This is a genomic window from Streptomyces sp. NPDC093085, assembly GCF_040683935.1.
Classification (GTDB): Bacteria; Actinomycetota; Actinomycetes; order Streptomycetales; family Streptomycetaceae; genus Streptomyces.
In genome coordinates this window covers 96,742-116,344 of the sequence record NZ_JBFBFB010000006.1, presented here as the reverse complement: position 1 = coordinate 116,344, position 19,603 = coordinate 96,742, and the positions used below count along the sequence as shown (strand labels likewise).

Genomic DNA, 19,603 nt, shown 5'->3' with positions numbered 1-19,603 from the left:
GTCGGCTCATGCCGTGACCCTGGAGCGACTCGGCACGGCGATCCGCGATCCGGGCAGGATCAGCCCGCCGTCCTCGAAGACGACTATTCCGTTGCACAGCAAGGACCAGCCCTGCTCCGGGTGGCTCGCGATGCTCGCGGCGGCCTCCCGGTCCGTGGTGTCCGCGCTGGGACAGGGCGGCGTGTGCTCGCACATGGGGTGCTTCCTCGTGGTCAAGGGCAGCCGTTGGTTGCCACATCCGGAAGGCTCGGAGGGGGCTGCCGTCCGTTCGGTCGCGTCGTCCACGGCTCACAGCCCTCGGACGCCGACGAGAACGCGGCCCAGGACGGTGAGTTCGACCGGCGGTGCCTTCGACTCCTCGGAGCCGCTCCCGCCCCGTTGTCCTGGAGTACCGGCCGAACTCTCGGGGGCATCGGGGACGACGGACACCTCCGCCCATACGACCTTTCCGGGCATCTGGCGTGCGGGGTAGCACCCCCAGCGTCGGCTCATCGCGGCGACGAGGAAGACTCCCCGTCCCCCGGTCGCCTCGACGCCGACCTGTTTCACGACGGGTGGCCTGCTGTCCCGGTCCCAGACCGACACCCGGACGGAGCCGTTGACGATCTCCAGCGCGACCTCGAAGGTCTGCACCGCGCACCGCTGCTCGTAGGGGGAGCTCGGCCGGCTCTCCTCCTTCGGGTGCCGGACGGCGTTGGTGGCCAGCTCCGACACCAGGAGCTTGACGGTCTCGATGGTGTCGGGGTGCACACCCCAGCGGGAAAGGACATCGGTGGTGTTGAGCCTGGCCAGTCCGACGGCGTTGGGGGTGTCGGCCAGCAGGAGCCTGTCTCGCAGGTGTGGCGTCTGGGACACGGTGTGCCTCCCGAGTGGGGAGAGGAGCGCAGGGTGCCGGTCGCTGGCTCTCACTCGATGGGGGTTGGGCCGTCGGCCCCCGACGCGGCGGTCCAGGGGCGGGAAGGCGGAGTGCCGGGGTCGTGCCGTACCCGGGCGTGGGGCGCCGTGGCCGACAGGCCGTCGGCTCGACGGTGGTTCCGGATCGGGCATGACCACAAGAGAACCGCTGCCACGAAGAGATATGAAGGACGCGAGAAGGATGGCTTTGGACAGGCGCGTTGGCATGGTTGGCCGGAGGTTGTACGCATGGCAGACAGCACGGAGCGGGGCAGGCGATCCGCCCGGCGGTCCGGCGGATTCGCGGGCCGCCGGGTCGTGGTGACGGGCGGTTCCAGGGGGCTGGGAGGAGAGGTGGTCCGCCTGCTGCTGGCCGAGGGTGCCCGCGTCGCCGCCTGTGCCCGGAAGGCTGAGCACCTGGACGGGCTACGGCGTTCCCTCGGAGCCGGCGACGAGTTGTTCACCCGGTCGCTCGACGTCGCCGAACCCGAGCTGCTGGAGCGGTTCGTGGACTCGGCCGCCGAGACCTTCGGTGGCCTGGACGGCGTCGTCGCCTGCGCGGGCGGCGCCCGGGGCCGGGGCATCACCGAGGCCACGGCCGAGGACTGGGCGACGACCTGGGCCCTGAACGCCGGCCACTTCGCCCGGCTCACCGCCTGTGCCACCCCTCACCTGCGAGCATCGGGCGGCGGTTCGATCGTGGTCGTGTCGTCGATCTCCGGCTGGAAACCCGGGCCGCAGGCGCAGTACGGCGCGAGCAAGGCCGCCCAGCTCCACATGGTGTCCTCGCTGGCGCGCGAATTGGGCCCGTACGGGATTCGCGTGAACGCCGTCAGCCCCGGGTCGATGCTGATCCCGGGAAAGCGCTGGGACCGCATGCGGCTGGAGGATCCCGTCGCGTACGAGCGGTTCACCGCGGAGTTCCCCGGGCGGGAGCTGATCCGTCCCGAGGAAGTCGCGGACGTGATCGCCTTCTTGCTCTCCGACCAGGCCCGTGGCGTGACCGGGGTCAACCTTCCGGTGGACCGGGGGCAGAACGCGCCGACGCCGCAGGGCTACTGAGGTCCGGCTCAGGCGGCGGAGGCCCCGAGTAGCGGGCGGGCCTTGCGCTCGAAGTCGCGGACGATCGGCTCGTTGCGACGGGGGGTGAGACGGGCGCGGAAGTCGCGCAGCGCCTGTACGGACCGTTCGCTGTGCACTCCGCCGAGCAGGTCCAGGGCGTTGCCGGCCGTGCCGACGGCTTCGTCGAGGCGGTCCTGCTGGAGCAGCGCCGTCGCCAGCACGGAGCTGCTGATCGCCTGACGGCGGCGCCGGTCGGTGTTGGCCTCTACCGAGGCTGCCGCGAGACGCTCGGCTTCGGTCGCCTCACCGAGGTCGCGGTGGACGAGGGCGGCCTCCGCCTCCAGGTAATGGTGGTCGAGGAACCGGACCCACGGGGACTCCTCGGCAGGACCACGGCTCCGGTCCAGGGCGGCACCGGCGGCGCCGAGCGAGGCCGTCGCCTGCCGGGCGTCGTCGAGCAGGGCGTATCCGCGGGCCGCCATGGCGTGCAGGCGCATGAGGCCGAGAGGGCTGCCGGAGGACTTGGCGGTCGCGATTCCGGCGCGGGCCAGGGCGACGCCTTCCGCCGGGTTGCCGAGGCTGGTCGCGAGGTGGGACATGCCGGCGAGGATCTGCCCGCCCAGCACCCGGTCGCCGCCTTCGGCACAGAGGCGGAGCGCCTGGATCATGTACCGCTCGGCGAGGCCGTAGTCGGCCGTGTCGTACGAGCACCAGCCCGCCGTGGCGGCCAGTTTCGCGGCGTAGACGTAGAGGGTCCGCCGCTGGTTCGCGGGCAGGCTCCGCTGCTGGAGCATGGGGGTGAGCTGGGTGCTGAGGTAGCCGACGATGCTCGGGCGGACGCTCCCGCCGCCGAAGCGGTTGTCCATCAGGTCGAACATGTCGATCATGGCTTCGACCTGATGGATGGGCCCGCCTCCGGCCACCGCCTCCAGGTGGGGGGCCTGCTCGTCTTCGAGGAGCCATAGCAGCCACTGTCTCTGCGGGTCCATGAGGGCGCCCGCGACGAACGGAACAGCCCCGAGCAGGCTGCGTCGCGAGATGTCCGTGGAACCCAGCTCCGCAAGTGTGTGCAGCGTTTCACCCACGTCTTCACGGTACGCCAACGCACGGGCGACGACGGGCCGCTGGGCCTGCTGGGGAAATCCGAGGTCCGTGGGGGAGACGGGGCGGCCCAGGAGGGCCCCGATGGCCTCGGCGATGAACTGAGGGGACTTGCCCTTCGGCGTCATCCCCTGCACCCAGCGGGTGACCGACGCCTTGTCGTAACGCGTGATCTCTCCGCGCAGGGAGCCCAGTTCGTTGACGCGCCGCGCCAAGGCCGCGTTGGAACATCCCGCTTCCTTGATGTGAGCCGCGAGGGCGTTGTTGCGCCCTTCGTCCCCCGTCGCACCACCCATGGGTAGATGATGCCCTGCCGGTCACCCTGTGTCCTAGTCCTCGGACACTCAGGCAGGAAAGACCAACCCCCGTACAACCGAACAACCCCCGTACTCCCTCCTCCCATCGCCGTCGAGCGATGAGACTGATGGCGCTGTGGGCCGTCAGGCCTTCCAGCACGGACGCCGCTGGAGCGCCACCGACGCCCCCGGCTTCGGCTTCGGCTTCGGCTTCGGAGGGAGAAACGTGCGGCCCGTAGTCATCCTGGACTGCTTCACCGTCGAGCCCAGCGGACTCGGCGTGCCGCCCTACCTGTCGGCCTACGTGCGCGCCGCCTGGTCCGCGCTGCGCCGGGCACGCCCCGAGGCGGAGGTCCGGTACCTGACCGTCGACGACGTGAGGTGGTGCCTGGCCGGGGGCAGGCCGGCCGTCGAACCGCCCCGAAGCGATCCGCTCACGTACTCGACAACCACCAACCGGGAGAATGCCATTCAGCTTCTGCGCGACGCCGAGATCGTCGTGGTGGTGGCCGGCGACGCAGTGCCGTCGGTCCATCTCCACGCGGTGAACGGGTCGCTGAGGGAGATCGCCCGAGCGCTCGCCTGCGTACGAGGCCGCCGCCTCCTGCTGGGCCCACTGGCCGCGTACGCCGTTGCCGCGCCCGCTGAGTACGCCGGTCTGTTCGACGCGCTCCACACCCACACCGTCACCTCCGGCGACCTGCTCCTGGGCAGCAGCAGCCCGGCGGAGTACGGGCGGATCCGGCGCGACCGCGACTCGTTCAACGGGCTGATCGAACAGATGCCGTGGCGGCCGATCGCCGAACTGGAGCTCTACCGCGGTTGCACCCGCCGGACGTTCTGCTCCTTCTGCAACGAGCCGGCCAAGTCGCCGCTGGTCGCCTTCCGCGAGGTGGACGATGTCGTCGCGGAGGTGGAACAGCTCTACGCGGCCGGCGTCCGCAACTTCCGCCTCGGACAGCAGACCTGCTTTTTCTCCTACCGCAACCGGGACGAGGAAGCGATCCGCGCCCTGCTGGGCGGTGTCCGCGAACGCTGCCCCGACCTGGAGGTCCTGCACATCGACAACGCCGACCCGCTGGCCGTCGCCTCCCCCGTGGGGCGGCGCATCGCCAAGCTGGTCGCGGAGTACGGCACCGAGGGCAACTGCGCGCCCATGGGCATCGAGTCCTTCGACCCCGCCGTCATCGAGCGGAACGCCCTCACCTGCACGCCCGAGATCCTCATGCGGGCGGTCGAGCACATCAACGAGGCCGGGGCCGCCCGTGGCCCCGGCGGACTGCCGATGCTCCTGCCCGGCCTGAACCTGATCTACGGCCTCCCCGGGGAGACCCACCGCACCCACGCGGCCAACCTCCAGGGCCTGGCCGCGATCCTCGACGCCGATCTGCTCTGCCACCGCACCAACGTCCGCCTGGCACGGGCTTTCCCGGGGACGCCGCTGGCCGACCTCGGCGAGCTGGGGCCGCTGCCGTCCGCCGAGCACTTCGCCACGTGGAAGGCGGATATCGACCACACCTGGGACCAGCCGATGAAGGAACGGGTCTATCCCACGGGCCTACGGTTGGCGGGGCTCCACTCCTACTTCATCGACCAGGACGGCACCTGGTGGCGACGGCTCGGCTCGTACTCCATCCAGGTCGTCGAGCGCGGGTCGGCCGTACCACGCGGAGCCACCGCCGACCTCGCGGTCACCGGACACGCTCCACGGGTGATCTACGGAGAGCGCCGTGCTCCCGCTGCCTGACGGATCGCTCGCCACCCTGGCGGCCCTGGACGCGAGCGCCCGTCGGACCGTACGGGCCGGACTGCTGCTGCCGTGGGCGAACGTGGCCGTCGAGACCGAGCTGCCCCGTCTGGGCCTGCGCAACACGGTCTTCCACCACGCCCGGCTGGTCCCCGGCTCCGGGACGACCGCCGTCGACGAGTCGTTCTGGCACGGACTGCGGCTGGCGTCGGCGGACGCGCTGGACTCGCTGTCCCCCATCGAACTGGACGCGGCGCTCCTCGCCTGCACGTCCGCAGGATTCACCGGCGGGCCCCCGCTGCCCGCCGGCCTCATCACGGCGTACGACGCGATCCTCGCCGCGCTGGCCGCCTCCGACGTGACTCGGGTGGTGCTGGCCACGCCCTATCCCACCGAGGTCACCGAGGCCGAGGCGGGGGCGCTCGCGGGCGCCGGCATCGAGGTCCTGGGTCACGCGAGCCTGGCTCAGGACGACGGGTATCCGCAGGTCATCACCGATACGATCCTGGCCCTGGTGGACCGGATTCCGCAGCACGCGGTGGCTGCGGCGCAGGCCGTGGTGCTGTCCTGCACCGGGTGGCACACCCTCCAGGCGGTGGCGGAGCTGGAGCAGCGCCTGCGGATCCCCGTCCTCTCTTCCAACCTCGCCATGGCCCTCTTCGCCGCCCGCCTCAGCTCAATCGACGACTTCTCCCGGCCCATGCACGAGGCCGAGGCTCCGTACAAGGTGGCCCAGTGCACGCTGCTCACCGCTCGTGGACAGCGCTGCGGCATCACGCCCCGAGCTCACCGCGACAGAACCGACCGGCCAGGAAGCATCAGATGACGCGCCTCGACGTGATCGGCAACGTCAGCCGGGACGTGACCCACTACCCGGACCACCGTGGCGGCGCCCATCTCGGCGGCGCGGCGCTGTTCGTAGCGCTCGCGGCGACCAGGGCGGGCCGCTCGGCCGCGCCGGTCTGCGTCCTCGGCGAGGACTTGGCGCCCGTGCTACCGCAGGCGCCGGGGCTCGGCGGGATCGACTGGTCGGCTCGTGGCGAGGCCGAAGGCCCCTCGGCCCGTTTCGACCTCCGGTACGACCTCCTGGGCGAGCTCGTCGACGCCCGTACGGAGTACGGCGCCGCCGAACGGCTGACCGAGCACGCTCTCGCGCACGTGGACCGGTACCCGGACAGCCAGTACCACGTCTGCTGCCGCCGCCCCCTTGACGCGGCAGCCGTCCTCGGCCGACTCGTACGTCGTGGCGCGGCCTTCAGCGTCGACTTCTTCCTCCCGAGCGCGGCGGACATGATCCGGACCGCCGCTCCCTGGCTCACCAAAGCGAGCACGGTGTTCGTCAACGCAGCCGAGTACCGCCTCCTCCGAACAGCCACCAACACGGCGGCCCTGCCGGAAATCGTCGTGACGGACGGCCCCCGCCCGGCCCGGGTATGGGCCTTCGGTCGGCAGACCGCCTCGGTGGTACCGCCCTCCCGGCCGCCGCACGAGGTGTCGGGGGCGGGCGACACCGTGGCCGGCACCTTCCTCGCCCACCGCTCACGCGGCGCCACACCCGCCCAGGCCCTCACCGAGGCAACAGTGGCGGCAGCCCACTTCGTGGCGGCCCCTTCTCTTCCCATTCCTGCGCAGCCCAGCGCCTGATTACCAACTGGGGGCCTCCTACCGGTGTCCATCTACATAGCCCACCGGCTCTTCGCCGCTCACGACCGTGCCCTCGCCGCCGCCCTCGCCGAACGGCTGGCGGCGAAGGCCGGCGCCGAGCACATCTTCCTGCCCTTCTGCGACACCGACGAGGAGAACCTGATCGCCGAGGTCAAGGGCCGCCGTCTGTTCGAACTGGACCGGGCTCGCCTCGCCCGCCTCGACGCGATGATCGCCCTCCTGCACGGGCCGAGTCTCGACGACGGGGTCTGCATGGAGATCGGCTACGCCGCCGCCGGCGGCATCCCGGTTCTTCTGCTGACCACCGACTTCCAGAGCTACTCCCTCACCGAGGGCGGCGACCGCCTGGACTTCCCGGACCCCTTGATCCAGGCGGTGGCCACCCACGTCATCCGCGTGCCCCGCCCAGGACCGCCGCCCTCCTCGCACCAGCAGCGCGTGACGCGCTACGGCGAATTCCTCTCCAGGAATCTGGCCCAGGTAGACGCCACGCTCGACGCGGCGGTCGAGGCCGCCCTGGCCCTGCCGGCCCCCGACCCACGATCGGCGCCGCGCAGCAAGGCCGGCACCGTCTACGTCGAGGGATCGCCGTACACGGCATGGGGCCACGATCGCCTGGCCCACCTCTGCCTGGACGCGGGCCACGCCGTCGTACTCCCCCAGAGGTTCACCGCCGCCAATCCGGCCGGCAGCGCCCTGGACGACCTGCTCGCGGTGTGCGCTTCGTCGCGGCTCCTGGCGGATGTCTCCGGCCCGGAGACTCCTCCCGGCACCGCGACCCTGATCGGTGCCGCTCTCGCGACCGGCGTACGGATCGGAGCGTTCCACCCCCGTCCGACGTACACCCACGCCCCTGGCCGTGAGCCGAACTGGCGCAACCTCATGATCCAGTACGCGGCGCACGCTCACCTCGACACCCCGGGGGCGGTGCGAGCATGGCTGGCGAGGTGAACCTCGACGAGATCGCCACCGCACACGACACGCTTGTACTCGAAGGCCCCGTCGGAGTCGGCAAAAGCACCCTCGCCCACCGCCTGTCGGTGCGACACGGCTTCCAGGTGGTCCACTCCCCCAGGACACCGGACCACCTCGACCTGGCCACCCGCTACCGCGAAATCCTCAGCGGCCCCGGCCGTATCCTCTTCGACCGCTGCTTCGTCAGCGAACTGGTCTACGGCCCCCTGCGTCGCGGCAGGTCACGTATCACCTGGAGCGAGGCGCTCGACCTGGCCGAGAGCGTGATCGACCGCAAGGGGCTGTTCATCCACCTGACCGCCCCCGAGCCCATCATCCGCCGGCGCCTCCTCGGCCTCGGAGGGGAGACCGAAACCCTCGACGAAGTCGCCGCACTGGTCGCCGGCTACCAGCGGGTGTTCACCACGCTCGCGGACTACACCAAGGTGCTCGCCTTCGACACGACAGCCCTCGAACTCCCGTCAGCCAGATGAACGACGCCCAAGAGCGGACCCACCCTGCAAGGGCAGCCCCTGCCCCACACCAGGGAGCGCCCCCGTTTCCGGCCGTACGTAGTGGTCATCATCAGGCCGCCAAGGCGTGCCCCTCCGCTCTGGCATCCGGGGCGGCACCACCGTCCCCGCGCTCCGCCTGCGGGCGCTCCAGGCCGAGCAGCTTCAGGAGCTCGGCGGTCGGGACGCGGTAGGCGTTGCCGAGCCGCAGCACCCTGACGGGGTACTCCCCTTGCTTGGCGAGTCCGTACCCCGTGGACCGGCCGATCATGAGCGCCTTGTTCGCGGTGTCGAGGTCGATCACTGCCGGGAGAGACAGCAGTTCCTCGCCGGTCACTCCGCGCCCGCCATAGGAAGAAGGTGCTGCCACGTCGCCCTCCAGAGCATTAAAGGTGTTCAGGTGCCGCCAAACATGTATCACGGAGTTGCAGTAACACTTTTTCGATGCTTAAAGTGCCTCCATGACACACGACGGATGGGCAGCGGCGTTCACCGCCCGAGTGGCCCAGGCGATCAGGGAGGCCCGCAAGGCGGCCGGCCTCACCATGGGTGAGGTGGCGCAAGGTTGCGCGGACCGCGGTCTCGCGGAGGTCACCGAGCACTCGTTGAAGAACCTGGAGCTGGGACGGAAGTCGAGCCTCACCATCGCCGACTTCGTCGTGCTGGCGGACATGCTCGGTGTCCCGCCCGTACTGCTCCTGTTCCCGCTCGGTACGTCCCCCACGGTGGAAGCCCTCCCCGGAAGGACGACCTCGACGTGGGACGCGCTCGCGTGGTTCACCGGCGAGACCCCGCAGGACGAACCCGCCTCCGAGGGCACCGCCCGAGATGTCCTCGACCGCTTCCGGCAGCACAACGATCTCGTGGCCGCCGCCACAACCTCCTACGCCCTGGCCAGGGAGCGGCGGCGGACAGCCAGCACCACGCTCGACCGGACCCGCCGCGCCACGCTCCTCCAGCGCGCCGAAGGTTACGAGGAGCACGCCTTCGAGGACGCGCAGGAGCTGCGCACCTACCGGGAGCGGATGCGCCGACGCGGGCTCACGCCTCCCGGCCTCCCCGACGAACTCGCCTTCGTGGACCAGCCCGGCACACCCACCACCACGACGGAGAGCGAGTGAAGAACGGCACCATAACCCGGCGCTGCCGGTGCACCGCCCCCGAGACCGGCAAGGACCTCGGGGCGTCCCGCCCGAAACTCCAGTCCTCCCGATGGCACGGCACCTACGGGGTCTTCCAGGAGCCGAACAAGGTCCGTGCCCTCCTGGCTATCCCCGAAGAGAACGACGCCTGGCGCAGGACCCAGATCAGCGACCTGCTGGAGAACAGCGTCAAGGACAGGTCCCCACTGCCGGACCAGACGAGATCCGCCGCCGGTTCCAGACCGGACAGCCACTGAACTCGAAGGTCACCGTCGCTCCGAACAGCTCCGCAATCGTGTCACGATCGCCGACTTCGTCATCATGGCGGACGCCGTCGACGTCCGCCCGTGGCACTACCACACTTTCCCAGCTTCACTGAACAGCAGGATATCCGGATCCTCTGCGCCGTGATCGACCGACCATGTCACGGGAGCCTCACTATGCCGGAAATCAGCACGTCCACCCCTCTGACAGCTTTTATGAATCTTCCCAAAGCTGCCGAGTATCTCGGTGTCTCCCCCAACACTCTCTACGTGTGGCGGCACCGCCGCCAAGGGCCCCCGAGCTTCCGGATGGGACATCGAGTGATGTATCGGATCTCAGCTCTGAACAAGTGGGTCAACGAGCAGGAGCAAGCAGACTCCCGGTCCAATCAGGCCCTCAATCCACTGCGCCAGAAGCCACAGCGGCGCGTGAAGCGCGACTCCGGCCAGTGATCCCCACGGCATCGCCAAAAAATTTCCCAAATCGATCCACGGAATCGGGATAAGCAGTCCGCAGGTGCGGCGTTACCCACACCACCTCGCGCAACGCAGTCGAGCGGACAACCAGGAGGATGGCCTCACGTGGCGGGCTACATAGAAGACCGTTGGCTCAAGAAACGGCCAGACAAGGAGACTGGACGGCGCGAACGTACCTCCCTGTGGGGGAAGTGCAAGCGATACCGGGTCAAAGGGATACCTGGCATTCAGGATCGTTCCTTCGATACGAGCAAGGACGCAAAGCAGTGGCTCGCCTCAGCGAAGACCGACACCAAGCGCGGCGAGTTCGTCGACCCTCGCGACGGGGCGATATCTCTCAACGACTACATCGAGGAGTACTGGTGGCCGGGTCGCACCGACGAACCCTCGACCAAGGGGCCGATGCGCAGCCGGATCTGGAATCACATCATTCCTCTGCTGGGCGACTTCGCACTGCGAGAAATCGATGCGGCGTCATTGCGTGCTTTTAAAGCTGAGTTGCTGACCCGGGTGGAGGAATCGACCGCCGAGGTCATTTGGCGTCACCTCACGACGATCTTCAGCGCAGCGGTGGACGACAAGCGCCTGCTCAAGAACCCCTGCAAGGCGCATCGCAGCGTCAAGCCTCCAAAGCCGTCTCAGAAGAAGGCGAAAGCATGGCGGCGCTCGGTCGTGGACCTGGTGCGGTCCTCATTGCAGGAGCGCTACAGGTTCGCGGTGGATCTCGGCCTCGGACTCGGTCTGCGCCAAGGAGAAGCCTTCGGCCTGGCCGAGGAGGACTTCGACTTCGAAGCGTGCGTCGTACACATCAGGCGCCAGCTCAGGTGGGACAGCAAGGGGCGGCCGTACTTCTGCCTCCCCAAGGGCGGCAAGACGCGCACAGTACCGCTGCCTCCCAACCTCGCCGCCCGAGCCCGTGCCCATTTCCGTCGTTTCCCCTCCACCTCGTGCACGCTGCCGTGGAGGAATCCGGAGCCTCCCGCCAACGCGCTGGAGGCTCGGCAGCGGAAGCCGATCACGGTACAGCTCGTCCTCACGACCTCGCACGGCAACCGGATCTACTACCGGACATGGAACGAGCGGAGTTGGAAACCCGCACTCGCCGCAGCCGGGCTCATCCAGGCCGTGGACGAGAAAGTCCGCCGGGACGGCGGCCGGATCCGGCGGACTCCTGTCTACCCGGCCCAGCGCGAGGACATGTTCCACGTCCTGCGGCACACCTACGCCAGCGTGCAACTGGAGGCGGGCGAGTCGATCGTGAGCGTGTCCACATGGCTCGGACACTCCTCACCGAATATCACGCTGGACCACTACGCTCACTTCATACCCGGAGCCGGCCGACGCGGCTTGGCCGTCATGGATACGTGGCTGGAGCAAGATCAACCGCAGATTGTCCCTGAGAAGTCCCTGGTAACCGGATGGATCAAGAAACTGGCCCCGGATCAGCAGGTCAAAGACCTCATCCCTTCGGGGGCGAGCATGAAGGTCAAGTACAAGGAGACGGCCCGGGGCGGGCTCGCGGTGAACATCATCGAGTGCTGAGGGCCGACTGAGGGCGGGCCTCGGCCGGTGGCGCGTCGGGCCGTCAGGCCGCGTCGATGAGGCGGAGGTCCCGGGGGACGAGGTTGGTGGAGGTGAGGAGGGCTCGGATGAGGTGGTCGTTGAGGGCGTTGCCGACCGGTTCGCCCACCTCCTCGCGGGTCAGCCAGGGGACGCCGTCGCGGGAGAGGCGGATGCGGACGGCGTTGACCGTGTGTTCGACGCGTTTCTCCGTCCAGCGGGCCCCGGGCTGGAGTTCGGCGAGTTCGGCCGCGGTCTGGCGCCAGGTCAGGGGCTGGGGGTGGGGGTCGTGGCGGAGGTAGCGGCGGCCGAGCACGACGAGGGCGAGTTTCTCCTGGTCGGAGAGGACCCAGACGCGGGGCGGGCGGGTGACGTCGGTGTGGCGGGGGCGGGGGTGTTCGTCGTCGGGGCCGGTGACGAAGACCTCCAGGAGGTGTTCGCGGCCCCGTGAGCCGCCGACGAACAGCGGGGTGTAGCCGGTGCCGAGGGCGAGCGGTTCCTCGTCGCGGACGAGCAGCCGGCCGCCGGGGCACCGGATCGGCGGCCGGCCCACGGTGCTCAGCAGCCACTGTCCGCCCCGGTGGGTGAGGGTGCCCTGGTGGCGGCTGACCTGGGGGTCGTCCTCGCCGAGGCAGATATGGACCTCGGGCCGGTTGCGGCCGAAGAGGACGGTGCGGCCCTCGCCGGGGCCGAGGGTCATGCCGCCGGTGAGGGCGAGCGCGAAGACGGTGCCGCGGACAGGGGCCGAGGCGCCCCGGGCCAGGCTGTCATGGCCGGCGGGGAGGGCCCTGGCGTCCGGGGAGGGCGGGGGCGGGCTGTTGCGGTTGCGGGAGGGCGACGGTCGGCGGGGTGGCGAGGGGGGCTCGGGGTGGGAGGGGGGAGTCGTGCGGGCGTACGTGCTCACTTGGCCTCCGGGAGCTGCTCGCCGATCTTCCGGGTGACCGTCGCCGCGAGGGTGGTGGCGGCGGCGCAGAGCGCGTCGGGCGATCCCGGTCCGTGCACGGTCAGGATGGAGTGCTCCACCGTCGTATCGCCGAGGTAGTTGACGTACGTACGGTGCGCGACGCGGATGAGGCAGGTGTCGTCGCCGTACTCCCGCGGGGAGAGATAGCCGTCCTTCCCGGCGACGGAGACATGCTTCCCGTCGTCGGTCAGGTCGTTGTCCCGGCTGAACTGGATCTCCACGCCCGCGTCGTCGCCCCGGGACTCCCAGTCGCAGTACCACGCCCCGAAGCCGTGGTCCGGGTGGTCCGCCTCGTCGGCGATGCCCGCCCCGATCCGGGGCACCTTCCGGATCGCCGCCTCGTCGAGCAGGTCGCACGCGTCGAGCCGGGCCAGCGACGCCTTGGGCACCGTCCCCGCGCGCCGGGGCACCGCCCCCTTCGCCAGCACAGCCGTCACCTGGGCCACACCCGTGTCCGCGAGGGCGCACGGGTCGGGCGACGGGGTGCCGAGTTCCTTGCCCCTGACCAGGATCTCCTTGTGGTCGGCGGTCGCGACGAACCGTTCGCACACCCTGCCGTCACGCGCCGCGACGCCCACGGTGAGCCCGCCCATCCGCCGGGTGGGGATGTCGCCGTCGAAGCGCGGCGCATCGGGGTTGAAGTTGACCTCCAGGTCGGCGACATCGTGCCCGCTGCCGTTGTGGACGAGGAGATCGCACCGGTCGAACTCGCCGTAGTCGGGGTCGAGCTTGTTCTCCCCGTACCGGTTGAAGCCGGTGGCGTCGAGGAGTGCGCACGGGTCGGCCGTACGCGCCTCCCCGATGGTCCCGGGCTCCCCGCCGGCTCCATCGCTACGGATACCACCGGCCGCCCCGGCGGGTACGGCGGCCGAAGAGGCCGAAGAATCGGACGCAGCGGTGCCCGTACCGGAGCCCCCGCCCTCCCCTCTGCCCCACTCCACGCCGAGGGCGAGCGCCCCCGCCACCACGGCCCCGGCCACGACGGCCGCGAGCGTACGGCGGTACCGGAACGGCGGGCGCACGGGCGCCGGACCGTCCGGGCCGTCCGGGCGATCCGAGCGGACCGGGCCTTCCGAGCGGACCAGGCGGTCCGGGCCGTCCGAGCCGTGCGGGCGATCCCAGCGGACCGGGCCCTCCGAGCGGACCAGGCCGTCCGGGCCGACCGAGCGATCCGAGCCGGTCGGGCCATCCGGGCCCTCCGGGCGATCCAAGCCGTCCGGGCCGTCGTTCCCGGGACCGGAAGCGGCACCGGAGCCGACGCCGCCCTTCCGGCCCCCGGCCGCCTCACCGGCCCCTGCCGCCTCACGAACCCCGGCCGCCTCGCGGGACCTGTCCTCCCCCGGCCCGCCCGGTATCTCCACGGGCGCCGGGGCCGCGCCGGTCAGCAGGCCGTGGGCCTCCACCGCGTCGGCACGCTGCCGCGGGTCGGCCGCCAGCAGCACCGCCAGCGCACCGGCGAGCGGACCGGCCCGTTCCGCCGTCTCGATCCGCGCCTCCGCCGCGCGCGCCAGATACGCCACGGGGTGCTCGGCCTCCCCGTACGGCGAGTGCCCCTCGACCGCCGCGAAGAGCGAGGCCCCGAGCGAGAAGACGTCGGCCTTCTCGTCCGCCGCCCGCCCCTTGGCCACCTCGGGCGCGAGGTACTTGACCTTGCCGCGTACGGCGCCCGTCGTGGTGTGGGTCTGCGTGACATCGCTCCAGAGCGCCCGCGCGATCCCGAAGTCGGTCAGCCGGGCCACTCCCTCGGCTGTGACGAGGATGTTCTCCGGGGTGACATCGCCGTGCACCACGCCCTCGGCGTGGGACTTCGCCAGCGCCGCCGCGATCTGACGGCCGATCGACCCGACGGCCTCGGGCGGCAGCGGCCCCTCGTCGGCGACCATCCGCGCGAGGCTGGGGGCCGGGACGTACTCCATCACGATCCAGCAGGCGGTGTCCTCTTCGACAAGGTCGAAGACCGGCACGATGTTCGGGTGGTGGAGCCGCGCGGCGTACCGGCCCTCGGTCCGCAGCCGGGCCACCGCCTCGCCGTCGCCGGGCCGCGCGCACTTGACCGCGACCGGCCGGCGCAGACGCTCGTCCCAGGCCAGCCAGACGATGCCCATCCCGCCTCTGCCCACGGCTTCCTGGAGGACGTATCGGTCGGCGATCCGGTGACCGGCCTCTGGGGTGTTGAGCACGATCAGGGAGTGTACGCAGCCTGTACGCAACTATGCTGAACTTCACATGACTCAGGACGGACCGGCACAGGATCCGCCCACCCAGTACGCCCGCCCCGTACGCCCACCCCGTCCGCCATCCGCTCATCCGCAGGAGAAGCCGCCGGCCCATGGACAACGCGCACAGAGTACGGCCGGAACCAGGACAGTTCGACCGGATGCTGGCGGCGGCGGGCGTCGACCCCGCCCTGGTGCGCTCGCGCACCGAGCTCTCCGACGCGACGTTCAACACGGTCCACCGGGTACGGCTCCACGAGGACGCCCCGTACCCGCGCGGCCTCATCGTCAAGACCGCCCCCGATCCGGCCGCCCCGACGCTCAGCCACGAACGCGGCATCATGCGCACCGAGGGGATGTACTACGCCGCGGCGGCGGGCCGGGCGCCGGTACCCGAGGTGGTGTACGCGGACTTCTCCCGGGAGCTGATCGGCACCGACTTCCTGGTCCTGACCGAACTGCCCGGCACCAACTGGCATACGGCGCACGGGACGCTGGCGGACGCCGAACGGGCGCGGCTCCGGCGCGAGCTGGGCACGCTGGTGGCGGAGGTGCACCAGGTGACCGGGCCGGCCTTCGGCTATCCGCAGTCCTGGCCGACGACGCTGGCGGCCCCCATGGTGACGGCCCCCCATGTGACAGCCCCCAATGTGACAGCTCCGATGGTGACGGCGCCCGCGCCGACGGCATCCGCGCCGACGGCTTCCACGGGGTCCCCGGTACCCGCGCCGCCGGCACCCACGGCATCCCCGATGCCCTCGGCGCCTCCCCGTGGCCCCGCCGTCGCCGGCCCCGGGTGGCGGGCCACGTTCCTCGCCATGGTCGACACCGTCCTCGCCGACGCGGAGGAGTTCGGCGCGCCGCTGCCCGAGCCCGCCGGGCGGATCCGGGAGGCGGTGCACGCCGTGGCGGCCCCGCTCGACGCGGTGACCACGCCCGTTCTGGTCCACTTCGACCTCTGGGACGGCAACATCCTCGTGGACCGCACGACCGCCGCACCGGGCACACCGACCGCACCGGGCACACCGACCGCACCCGGCACACCGCGCATCGGCGGCCTGATCGACGGCGAACGCGCCTTCTGGGGCGACCCGCTGGCGGAGCTGGTCTCGCTCGCCCTGGGCGGCGGCATCGAGGGCGACGAGGCGTTCCTCGCCGGGTACCGGGCGGCGGGCGGCCAGGTCGTCTTCGACGAGGGGACCCGGCTGCGGCTCACCCTCTACCGCCTCTACCTCTGGTTGATCATGCTAGCCGAGGCGGCGCCGCGCGGCTTCGCCGGGCCGGAGCGGGCGGCCAGGGACGCGTGGGTGGACGGGCTGCTGCGGGCCGAGTTGGCGGCGCTGCGGATGGCGTAGGCGGGTGTGGGCCGTTCGGGGGAACGTCGGGCCGCGACAGGCGTCGGAGGCGCCCTCGGCCGACCGGTTCCTCTGTGCTGTGTCCTATGCCCTGCTGTCCTGTGCCCTGCCCCTGCGCACCGCCTGTTCCGCCCGTCGCGCCTGTTCCGCGCGCCCTCGCCGGTCCCCTCGCGCGTCCCCTCGCGCGTCCCCTCGTACGCGCCGCGCATCCGGTACGTCACCTCGTACGCCGCGCCGCCGCCCCCGTACGCCCCGATACCCCCGCCAGGACCGGTGCGCAAGCGCGGCGCCCCCGTGCCCCGTACGCCGCCCTCGGCACCGCCGCCCTCTGCGCGCTCGCGCTGACCGGGTGTTCGCTGCTGGGGTCGGCTGGGCGGGCCGGGTCGGACGACGACAAGGCTGCCAAGGCCGCCGCGGTCGCCACGGGCACCGCGGAGCTCGCCGCGGTACGCCCGGTGGACCGGCTCTCCGAGCCCGCGCCCGAGGCTCTGCGGGGCGTCCAGGTCAATGTCGGGGACGGGGCGGTGGTGGGGATCGGGATGCCGGTGTCGCTGCGCTTCGCCGAGCCGGTGCCCGCCGCCGGGCGGGCCAGGATCGAGGAGGCGCTCGCCGTCTCCAGCACCCCGCGCGTGACCGGCGCCTGGAGCTGGGTCAAGGACCGCAACCTCGACGAGGGCCAGCGCCTCGACTACCGGCCCCGCGCCTACTGGCCGCCGGGCACCCGGGTCACCCTCCGCGCCGCCCCCGGCGCGCTCGCCGACACCGGCGTCCCGGTGAACCGGCGGTTCACGATCGGCCGTTCCCTCATCGCCACCGTGGACGTGGCGGACCATACGATGACCGTCGTACGGCAGGGGGTGGCGACCCGGATCCCGGTCACGGCGGGGGCGCCGGGCACCGAGACCTGGAACGGCGTGATGGTCGTCTCCGACAAGGAGCGCCGGGTGCTGATGGACTCGCAGACCGTCGGCTTCGGCGACGCGTACAAGGACTACTACAACTACGCGGTCCACCTCACCTCCTCCGGCACCTATCTCCACGAGAACCCGATGGCCGACACCCACGCGGGCCGCGAGAACGTCACCCACGGCTGTGTGGGGCTGCCCACGGACGGCACGGCGCGCCGCTTCTTCGACGAGGTCATCCCCGGCGACGTGGTACGGGTGACGGGCGCGCCCGAGACGGTCGCGCCCGGGAACGGCTACGGCGACTGGAACGTCCCCTGGGAGCAGTGGCTGGCGGGCGGCGCCCGGACCACCTGACCACCTGACCACCAAGGCCGCCGAGGACCCACCAAGGACCGCCAGGACCGGCCGGCCGACCGGCCGACCGGCACACGCCGGCCGGGCACCGTCAGCGGATGCTGAGCCAGTGCGGGTCCGGGACGACCGTCAGGACCGCGGAGACGAGCACCACCACGGCGAGGACGGCGAGTTCGGCGCGGGCGGGGCGCACCGCGTCGCCGCCGCGCCGCAGCCGGAGCCGCGCGGTCAGCGCCAGTGCGCAGACCACGGCGACGAGGGCCAGCTTGGCGAGGAGCACCCGCCCGTACGCCGTGCCGAACACGACGTCGGCGGGGAGCCTGCGCACCGCCGAGACGGTGCCGGTGGCGGCGAGCAGGGCGAGCAGCCGCGCCGCGTGGCGCGCGTACCGCCCGAGCAGGGCGTGGATCCCGGCGGCCCGTTCCGGGTCCCCTCTCCCCCTTCCCTCCCGTACCACCCGCAGGACATGGAGCAGCCCGCCGGTCCAGAGGGACGCCGCGGTGAGGTGGACGACGGTGAGCGCGGCGCCCAGCAGCGGGGTGTACTGCTCGGGGTGGGCCCGCAGCGCCTCCGCGCCGATGACGGCGGCGAGCGGGAGGAGGGCGAGGGCGGGGCGGGTGAGCGTGGCGCAGCCGGCCGCCAGCAGGAAGCCGTTGGCCATGACGAGCAGGAGCCGCCCGTCGGTGGTGCCGTACACGGTGGCGAGGTCGAGCCCGCTGACCCGGGCCAGCACCACGATCTGCCCGGCGGACCCGGCCGCCCCGGCGAGCGCGGCCCCGACCGCCCAGCGCCGGGGCTCGGGAAGACCGGGAAGACCGGCAGGATCAGGGAGGCCGGGAGGGGCGTCCCCGGGGGCTGCGGCACGGGCGAGCCGGCGCCCGGCGAGTTCCCCGAGGTGGACGGCGAGCGCGGCGTACACGACGGTACGGAGCACGGTGGTCACCCCGGCCCCGGGGATCCGCAGCTCCCCCGTCCCCCGGGCGGCGAGCCACCCGCCCGCCATGGCGACGAGCAGCGCGGCGAGCGCTCCGCCCGCCGCCCGGAGCCGACGGGTGACCGGCGCGCCTCGGCGGCCGGCGTCGGGGGCGGCGGCGCCTCCCTCGGCGGGCGGTTCGGGGAATATCACCCGTTCATCATCTCTACGGACCGCGCGGGGCGGCAACGCGATCGCGTACGAGCGGGAAGGGGGGAGGCAGGGCGGCGGACGGGGCCGTCGGGGGTACGGCGTACCGGACGTACGGTCCGTCAGGGCTACGGCGGTCCGGACGTACGGTCCATCAGGGCTACGGCGGTCCGGACGTACGGTCCATCAGGGGTACGGCGGTCCGGAGGTCCGGTCCGTCAGCCGCGCCAGGGCTGGTAGTGCGGGTTGTCCTCGCACTTGGCCATCGTCTCGGTCTTCTTCGCGGGGTCGACCGGGCAGGCGCCGACGATGCGTTCGCGCGAGATGCCGCCGGGGAAGGCGACCTCCTCGGTGGCGGCGGGGCCGCGCGGGGTGCCGAGGGTGCGGTCGACGTCCACGCCGCCGGGGGCGTCGATGTAGTAGTTGTAGGCGGCCTTCTCGCCCACGGTCGTCTTGTAGAGGTCGTGGTCGTAGCCGGCGGAGACATACGGGGAGCCCTGGCCCGCCAGGGTGTGGCGGGCCAGGTCGTACGAACCGTTCACCGGGGCCTCGGGGTGGAGCCCCCGCTCGAAGATGTCGCGCGGGGCGCGGGCGTCGGCGCGGTAGAGCTGCCGGCAGTCGGTGCGCCAGACCGGCGTGGGGGTGATCCGGTCGGCCTCGACCCGCAGGTCCACGGCGGCGAACAGCTTGTCCTCGACCACGGGGCACCGGTCGGGTGCGGGGGCGGGCCCGGCGGGGTCCCCGGCGGACGGTGCGGCGGGAGCGGGGGCCGGCTCGGCGGCCGGCGGGGTGGGCGCGGGCCCGGGACGTGCCTCGGTGGCCGGGGCGGGGACGAGGAGGGCGGCGAGGGAGAGGGCGACGGCCGCGCCCCGCCGCCGCAGGCGAGAAGTGGTCATGGGGAGCACCCTCCACGCTCGGCGGCGGCGGGGCGTGGACCGTCCTCCGGACGGGGGCGTGTTGACCGGTCGCCGGCCGCACGGAGCGGCCGGCGGCCCGCACCGCCGCCGCCC

General features: G+C 71.9%; 20 protein-coding genes. 12 read left to right on the top strand and 8 right to left on the bottom strand.

Going from position 1 to position 19,603, the window contains the following annotated elements:
- Positions 1-6 precede the first annotated feature (6 nt).
- Together AB0O07_RS19195 and AB0O07_RS19190 are read right to left on the bottom strand one after the other, a co-directional pair.
- Positions 7-195 carry a DUF5999 family protein gene (locus AB0O07_RS19195; RefSeq protein ID WP_365634561.1) on the bottom strand — a complete coding sequence of 63 codons (189 nt, stop codon included), beginning with the start codon at positions 193-195 and terminating at the stop codon, positions 7-9.
- Between the two features lie 93 nt (positions 196-288).
- Positions 289-855 (bottom strand): ATP-binding protein, encoded by a 567-nt coding sequence (locus tag AB0O07_RS19190; protein ID WP_365634559.1) that lies wholly within the window; start codon positions 853-855, stop codon positions 289-291.
- 288 nt (positions 856-1,143) lie between these two features.
- On the opposite strand from AB0O07_RS19190, the gene AB0O07_RS19185 reads away from it, so the two are divergent.
- A complete protein-coding gene (locus tag AB0O07_RS19185; protein ID WP_365634556.1) occupies positions 1,144-1,956 on the top strand; it encodes an SDR family oxidoreductase in 813 nt (270 codons plus the stop codon).
- Between the two features lie 8 nt (positions 1,957-1,964).
- Here the strand turns inward: AB0O07_RS19185 and AB0O07_RS19180 are convergent, their stop codons facing one another.
- Positions 1,965-3,353 (bottom strand): hypothetical protein, encoded by a 1,389-nt coding sequence (locus AB0O07_RS19180; protein ID WP_365634553.1) that lies wholly within the window; start codon positions 3,351-3,353, stop codon positions 1,965-1,967.
- A 136-nt stretch (positions 3,354-3,489) separates the two neighbouring features.
- Between AB0O07_RS19180 and AB0O07_RS19175 the strand changes: the two genes are divergently transcribed.
- The 5 genes from AB0O07_RS19175 to AB0O07_RS19155 are packed head-to-tail and all read left to right on the top strand — an operon-like array spanning position 3,490 to position 8,213.
- Positions 3,490-5,100, top strand: a complete 1,611-nt coding sequence (locus tag AB0O07_RS19175) for a radical SAM protein (protein WP_365634550.1) — start codon at positions 3,490-3,492, stop codon at positions 5,098-5,100.
- Positions 5,084-5,926 (top strand): hypothetical protein, encoded by an 843-nt coding sequence (locus AB0O07_RS19170; RefSeq protein ID WP_365634547.1) that lies wholly within the window; start codon positions 5,084-5,086, stop codon positions 5,924-5,926. Before AB0O07_RS19175 ends, AB0O07_RS19170 begins: the two co-directional genes overlap by 17 nt.
- Entirely contained in the window at positions 5,923-6,744 is an 822-nt protein-coding gene (locus AB0O07_RS19165) for a carbohydrate kinase family protein (RefSeq protein WP_365634544.1), read from the top strand. The genes AB0O07_RS19170 and AB0O07_RS19165 overlap by 4 nt, the downstream gene beginning before the upstream one ends.
- Before the next feature lie 24 nt (positions 6,745-6,768).
- The gene (locus tag AB0O07_RS19160; protein WP_365634542.1) at positions 6,769-7,716 is read left to right on the top strand and encodes a nucleoside 2-deoxyribosyltransferase; all 948 of its coding nucleotides are present in this window, start codon (positions 6,769-6,771) and stop codon (positions 7,714-7,716) included.
- Positions 7,701-8,213, top strand: coding sequence for a hypothetical protein (locus AB0O07_RS19155; protein WP_365634539.1), 513 nt, complete (start codon positions 7,701-7,703; stop codon positions 8,211-8,213). Before AB0O07_RS19160 ends, AB0O07_RS19155 begins: the two co-directional genes overlap by 16 nt.
- 91 nt (positions 8,214-8,304) lie before the next feature.
- Here the strand turns inward: AB0O07_RS19155 and AB0O07_RS19150 are convergent, their stop codons facing one another.
- On the bottom strand, positions 8,305-8,601 hold the full coding sequence (locus tag AB0O07_RS19150) for a hypothetical protein (protein ID WP_365634536.1): 297 nt from the start codon (positions 8,599-8,601) through the stop codon (positions 8,305-8,307).
- Between the two features lie 91 nt (positions 8,602-8,692).
- Here AB0O07_RS19150 and AB0O07_RS19145 point away from each other — a divergent pair, with 91 nt between their 5' ends.
- The 4 genes from AB0O07_RS19145 (at position 8,693) to AB0O07_RS19130 (ending at position 11,655) form a co-directional block, all read left to right on the top strand.
- On the top strand, positions 8,693-9,352 hold the full coding sequence (locus tag AB0O07_RS19145; protein ID WP_365634533.1) for a helix-turn-helix transcriptional regulator: 660 nt from the start codon (positions 8,693-8,695) through the stop codon (positions 9,350-9,352).
- On the top strand, positions 9,349-9,630 hold the full coding sequence (locus tag AB0O07_RS19140) for a hypothetical protein (protein WP_365634530.1): 282 nt from the start codon (positions 9,349-9,351) through the stop codon (positions 9,628-9,630). Before AB0O07_RS19145 ends, AB0O07_RS19140 begins: the two co-directional genes overlap by 4 nt.
- Before the next feature lie 183 nt (positions 9,631-9,813).
- The gene (locus tag AB0O07_RS19135) at positions 9,814-10,089 is read left to right on the top strand and encodes a helix-turn-helix domain-containing protein (RefSeq protein WP_365634527.1); all 276 of its coding nucleotides are present in this window, start codon (positions 9,814-9,816) and stop codon (positions 10,087-10,089) included.
- A gap of 129 nt (positions 10,090-10,218) precedes the next feature.
- Positions 10,219-11,655: a tyrosine-type recombinase/integrase gene (locus AB0O07_RS19130; RefSeq protein WP_365634526.1), complete on the top strand. Its 1,437-nt coding sequence runs from the start codon at positions 10,219-10,221 to the stop codon at positions 11,653-11,655.
- A 43-nt stretch (positions 11,656-11,698) separates the two neighbouring features.
- Here AB0O07_RS19130 and AB0O07_RS19125 read toward each other — a convergent pair whose 3' ends face one another.
- The gene (locus AB0O07_RS19125) at positions 11,699-12,577 is read right to left on the bottom strand and encodes an FHA domain-containing protein (RefSeq protein WP_365634523.1); all 879 of its coding nucleotides are present in this window, start codon (positions 12,575-12,577) and stop codon (positions 11,699-11,701) included.
- Positions 12,574-14,817, bottom strand: coding sequence for a protein kinase (locus tag AB0O07_RS19120; RefSeq protein WP_365634521.1), 2,244 nt, complete (start codon positions 14,815-14,817; stop codon positions 12,574-12,576). The genes AB0O07_RS19125 and AB0O07_RS19120 overlap by 4 nt, the downstream gene beginning before the upstream one ends.
- 149 nt (positions 14,818-14,966) lie before the next feature.
- On the opposite strand from AB0O07_RS19120, the gene AB0O07_RS19115 reads away from it, so the two are divergent.
- Together AB0O07_RS19115 and AB0O07_RS19110 are read left to right on the top strand one after the other, a co-directional pair.
- Entirely contained in the window at positions 14,967-16,208 is a 1,242-nt protein-coding gene (locus AB0O07_RS19115) for an aminoglycoside phosphotransferase family protein (protein WP_365634518.1), read from the top strand.
- Positions 16,209-16,309: 101 nt separating this feature from the next.
- Positions 16,310-17,470, top strand: a complete 1,161-nt coding sequence (locus AB0O07_RS19110; protein ID WP_365634515.1) for a L,D-transpeptidase — start codon at positions 16,310-16,312, stop codon at positions 17,468-17,470.
- A gap of 91 nt (positions 17,471-17,561) precedes the next feature.
- Here AB0O07_RS19110 and AB0O07_RS19105 read toward each other — a convergent pair whose 3' ends face one another.
- Both AB0O07_RS19105 and AB0O07_RS19100 read right to left on the bottom strand, forming a co-directional pair.
- On the bottom strand, positions 17,562-18,596 hold the full coding sequence (locus tag AB0O07_RS19105; protein WP_365634512.1) for a CopD family protein: 1,035 nt from the start codon (positions 18,594-18,596) through the stop codon (positions 17,562-17,564).
- A 215-nt stretch (positions 18,597-18,811) separates the two neighbouring features.
- On the bottom strand, positions 18,812-19,489 hold the full coding sequence (locus AB0O07_RS19100) for an ADP-ribosyltransferase (RefSeq protein ID WP_365634510.1): 678 nt from the start codon (positions 19,487-19,489) through the stop codon (positions 18,812-18,814).
- Between the last annotated feature and the right edge of the window lie 114 nt (positions 19,490-19,603).